Below are 4,369 nucleotides of genomic sequence, written 5' to 3'. Positions count from 1 at the left end.
GTTGAGCGCCACGGCCCACAGGACGGAATGAGCGATCACGAAGACCAGCGAAGGCAGGCCGAGGCCGAACCAGATCAGCGCGAGCGGCAGCAATGCGATGGCAGGCACCGGGTTGAACATCGCGGTGAGCGTGGCCAGCACATCCGAACCGATGCGCGTCGAGACGGCAAGCGTCGTCAGCAAGGCCGCGAGCGCGAGGCCGACGCCATAACCGAGCAGCAGCGCCCGGAAAGACGTTATCAGACGATTCGGTAGCGTCCCGCTACCGATATCACGCCAAAGCGTGCCAAGGGTCTCGCCCAGCGTCGGCAGGATTAGAGGGTTGTCGATGTAATGGGCATAGAATTCCCAGCCGAGGGCGATGGCGACGACGATGAGCGCGCGCCGCGCGCCTTCATTATCGCGCAGGCGCTCCCAGACCGTTAGCGGAACCTCAACCTCATCAGCCTGATCGGGAACGATAGGGTCGCGCTCGAACTCCGGTCGCGGGGATCGCCGCCGCCCGTCCGGCCCAGCGCGTGCAGCCGTCATGGCTTCAGGTTCCGTCATGGTCGCGCGCTGCCTCGAAGAGCAGGCGGTGGATGCGGCGCTCCACGAGTCCGAAATCCTCATGCCCGAGGGCATCGAACCCGAAGCGATCGACATCGATCTCGGCCCGGACCCGGCCGGGATGGGGCGACAGCACGAGGACGCGCGAGCCGAGGATGATCGCCTCGTCGATCGCATGCGTCACGAACAGGAGCGTGAAGCGCAACTGCTCCCAGAGTTGCAGCAGATCCTCCTGCATCTCACGGCGGGTGAGCGCATCGAGGGCTGCGAAGGGCTCGTCCATCAGCAGGATGTCGGGCTCCAGGGCCAACGCCCGTGCCAGCGCCACCCGCATCTTCATGCCGCCCGACAGCATGTGAGGGAACAGATGGCAGAACCGCGCAAGCTTGACGCGCTCGATCGCCTCGTCGACCCGACGGGAAGCCTCGGCCCCGCGGAACTTGCCGGTGGCGCGGATCGGGAACATCACGTTCTCCCGAACCGTCTTCCACGGCATCAGTTGCTCGAAGTCCTGGAAGACCATGACGCGGTCGGGGCCCGGCTTGGTCACCGTGCGGCCGTTCAGAGTGATCCGGCCGGCCGCCGGCCGCATGAACCCGCCGATCGCCTTCAGCAGCGTGGATTTCCCACACCCCGAAGCTCCGAGGATCACGAAGCGGTCTCCGGCATCGACTTCGAAACCGACGCGGTAAGTCGCCGTAACGCGATGGTCGCGGGTGACGTAACGCAGCGTCACGTCCTCCAGCGTCAACAGCGGGGTGTCGGCGGACGCATCAAGCGTCGGGGCGCGGTCCGAAATCGTCGCCTGCCTCACGATCCGCCCTTGTCCTGCAGCAGCGGAAACAGGTCTTTCCAGCTCTTCGGCGGCTGCTTGACGGTTCCGGACTCGGCCATGAAATCGACGAACGTCATCACCTTCTGCGGAGTGGTGGTGAAGATGTTCTCGGGATCGCGGATGATCCGCTCCACGAGGGCCGGATCGAGAGAGGAGCCTTCCGCTGCGATGTAGGCCTCCGACGCACGCTTCGGATCATCATGAATGATCCGCGTCGCATCCTCGATCGCCGCCAGCACGGCCTTGATGACCGTCGGATTCTCGCTCATGAACCGGCGCGCCGCCCACGTGACGCTGTAGGTCGCCGGGCCGCCGAGGACGTCGTAGGAGTTCAAGATGCGGTTCAGCCCCTTCGCCTCCTCGATCTGGTAGAACGGCGCCGCCGTGAAATGGCCGGTGATCTCAGATTTGCCGGCGATCAGCGCCGCCATGGCCTCCGCGTGAGGCAGCGGCACCGTAAGTGCGTCGAGGACGGTCGCCTTGTCCTTGCCCAGAGCCTTCTGCGCGAACATGCGCAGGATGATGGCCTGCATCGAGACCCGTGAGACCAACGCGATCCGATCGGTTTCGTTGAGATCCGCGACGCTTCTGACCCCCGGGCGGCGCATCATCAGGATCGCCGGCATCGCGCTCAGCGGTGCGAGGCCGGTATAGGCGCCCCGGCTCTTGTCGAAGAGCACGATCAGAGCAGTCAGGCCGCCGTTGGCGATGTCGAGGTTCCCCGACAGGAGGGCCTCGTTCATCCCCGGCCCATCGCTGAAGCGCGTCCAGGAGACCTTGAGATCCGGGAGCCCGACGTCCGTCGCATGCCTTTCGATCAGCTTGAAATGCTCGAGCAAGGCCATCTGCAGATGGGATATGCCGTATTGCCGCGCGATCCGCAGCTCCGACACCTCGGCTCGGGCCGGCGCGATCGCCCAGAGAAAGGCCAGCAGCGACGCGGCGATGCGACGCCACATCGGCGCGACGACTGAGCCGGAGCTTCGCATCTGCGTTCCTCGCCACTGACCATCAGCATACTGAGCATTGTGCACGAACCGTGCCACCCGCGACGTCGGCACGTGATCGTCCCGGCCGCGGGTCTGTCGAGCCGTAGCCGGATGCGCTCAAAAATGTCGAAGGGCGGTACGGCCGAATTGGTTGTTGGCTTCGACGAGATGCCTGATCTGCGACAGGAACGCTTTGCGGTCCGGCTCGTCGAGGGGCGCCAGGAGGCGTCGATGCGCGGACTCGATGGCGGTCTGCATCTCCGCAATCATCGCCTCACCGGTTGCCGTGAGGTAGGCGCGCTTGCTCCGCCGGTCGGCCCCATGGACCTCGCGACGAATGATCCCCCGCGCCGTGAGGCGGGCGAGGACGTTTGATGTCGTCGTGCGGTCCATCCCGATCTCTGCGGCGATCGAGGTTTGGTCAAGTCCCGGCGAGAAACTGAGGACTTGCATCACGCTTGATTGCACGGGAGTCGTGTCAAAATTCTTGCAGCTATCGAGGTAGATCGAGACAAATATCTGATGAAGTCTGCGGACAAGAAATCCAGGTCTTTCTGACAATTGGGGATTCAATGCAGCGCCGCACTCCATGTCGATCTGTCCCGGTGAAATGTCAAAGAGATGTAGGGCTGATGTTCGCATTCGGCATCAGCCGCGGTAGCGTGGCTTGGTCGAAGCCTGACGTCGCTCATGCCCGCCCGAAGACCTTAAAGAAGGGTCGATTGAGCTGCATTAACCGAGCTTCCGTTGAGATCAATGGCGTATTGGCCGATCTCGACAGGTTCAACCGCTCCGCCGTCATTTTGGCGATCGATTTCAGCGTCGCGGACAATCATCGCGCCGCAGCGCCTTCCGGCCCACACGCCTCGGTGCGAAATCGATAGAGTGGATCGTCGATCCTGTTGGACTCTGCTGGCTTGTCTGTATTGACGCGTTGTCTGGCTTTACGGCCACCTTGATGCGGGGCTGCCTTCCACTGACACGAGGGGGGCTCCGCGCCGCTGACGTCCGCTCCGAAGGATATATGAGACGATTTCGAATGACCGGGATCGGCGCAAAGCTGAACGTCTGCTATTCGGCCTGGCCCCAATGTCCGGAAGTGGCGCGATCGGGAAAGCACTTCAATAAATTTCGAACTCGTCTGAGCTGGGTCGGCGTCCAGGGCGAGACTAAGGATTGTAATTACGCGGGCAGGATGACCACCTTCGTCTTGACCGGCGTTCGTGCGTAGAGGTGGATCATGTCCTGACTGAGCAGGCCGACACAGCCGCTCGTGATGCCGGTGCTAATCGTGTCGGGCTCGCTGCTAGCGTAGATCGTATATAGTGTATAGGCGCCATTCTGGTAGAAATGCAGGGTGCGGGCGCCGAGCGGGTTGTCGAGGCCGCCCGGCATACCACGCGCGTACTTGGCGGCCTCAGGTTGACGCCGGATCATCTCCTTGGGCGGTGTCCAGGTCGCCCACTCAGACTTGCGACCGACATAAGCGTCACCGCTCCACAAAAACCCATCGCGGCCGACATTGGTGCCGTAACGGGTGGCGGCCCCGTCGCCCTCAACGCGGTAGACGTAGAAATTGCCGGTATCGACGACGATCGTGCCAGGCGCTTCCTTGGTGTCGTAGTGAACCGTCCGGCGGTAGTAGTTCGGATCGACCTTGCTTATGTCGACCGTCGGGATCGGGAACTTCTCGTCCGGCATTGGCCCGTAGACCTTCACCGCCTCGGCGATGATCAAGCCGTCCGATGTTGCGCAACCAGCGAGCCCCAGCGCGCCGAGACTCGTAGCGGATCCAAGCAGAAACGACCGACGGTTGAGAACCGGCTTCCGACGCCCGAGCAGAGCGATCTCGTCCATATCAGCGACGCCTCGGTAGATTATTCTGCGTTCTGTGGCCGATAGCGGGCGGAATGCGTCAGCAGTGTGGCCAGCACATTCCGGCAGGGGCATCGCTTCAGCTTTTTGAGGACGACGGAGGTGTCTGTCGGCTGAGGGC

General features: G+C 63.0%; 6 protein-coding genes. 1 reads left to right on the top strand and 5 read right to left on the bottom strand.

Annotated features, from left to right (window positions below; all coding sequences use genetic code 11):
* The 4 genes from ACFE8Y_RS18995 to ACFE8Y_RS18980 all read right to left on the bottom strand — a co-directional run.
* The coding region (locus ACFE8Y_RS18995) for an ABC transporter permease (RefSeq protein WP_375465939.1) at positions 1-531 on the bottom strand (531 nt) is incomplete at its 3' end.
* 4 nt (positions 532-535) lie between these two features.
* Positions 536-1,363: an ABC transporter ATP-binding protein gene (locus ACFE8Y_RS18990; RefSeq protein WP_375465938.1), complete on the bottom strand. Its 828-nt coding sequence runs from the start codon at positions 1,361-1,363 to the stop codon at positions 536-538.
* A complete protein-coding gene (locus ACFE8Y_RS18985; protein WP_375465937.1) occupies positions 1,360-2,373 on the bottom strand; it encodes an ABC transporter substrate-binding protein in 1,014 nt (337 codons plus the stop codon). The genes ACFE8Y_RS18990 and ACFE8Y_RS18985 overlap by 4 nt, the downstream gene beginning before the upstream one ends.
* Positions 2,374-2,490: 117 nt before the next feature.
* Complete coding sequence (locus ACFE8Y_RS18980; RefSeq protein ID WP_375465936.1) at positions 2,491-3,015, bottom strand: MarR family winged helix-turn-helix transcriptional regulator; 525 nt, start codon at positions 3,013-3,015, stop codon at positions 2,491-2,493.
* Here ACFE8Y_RS18980 and ACFE8Y_RS18975 point away from each other — a divergent pair.
* The gene (locus tag ACFE8Y_RS18975) at positions 3,006-3,257 is read left to right on the top strand and encodes a hypothetical protein (protein WP_375465935.1); all 252 of its coding nucleotides are present in this window, start codon (positions 3,006-3,008) and stop codon (positions 3,255-3,257) included. The genes ACFE8Y_RS18980 and ACFE8Y_RS18975 overlap by 10 nt on opposite strands.
* Before the next feature lie 298 nt (positions 3,258-3,555).
* Here the strand turns inward: ACFE8Y_RS18975 and ACFE8Y_RS18970 are convergent, their stop codons facing one another.
* Positions 3,556-4,230: a L,D-transpeptidase gene (locus tag ACFE8Y_RS18970; protein ID WP_375465934.1), complete on the bottom strand. Its 675-nt coding sequence runs from the start codon at positions 4,228-4,230 to the stop codon at positions 3,556-3,558.
* Between the last annotated feature and the right edge of the window lie 139 nt (positions 4,231-4,369).

The organism is uncultured Methylobacterium sp. (assembly GCF_964242245.1).
Classification (GTDB): domain Bacteria; phylum Pseudomonadota; class Alphaproteobacteria; order Rhizobiales; family Beijerinckiaceae; genus Methylobacterium.
This window is presented reverse-complemented; position numbering and strand designations above follow the sequence as displayed.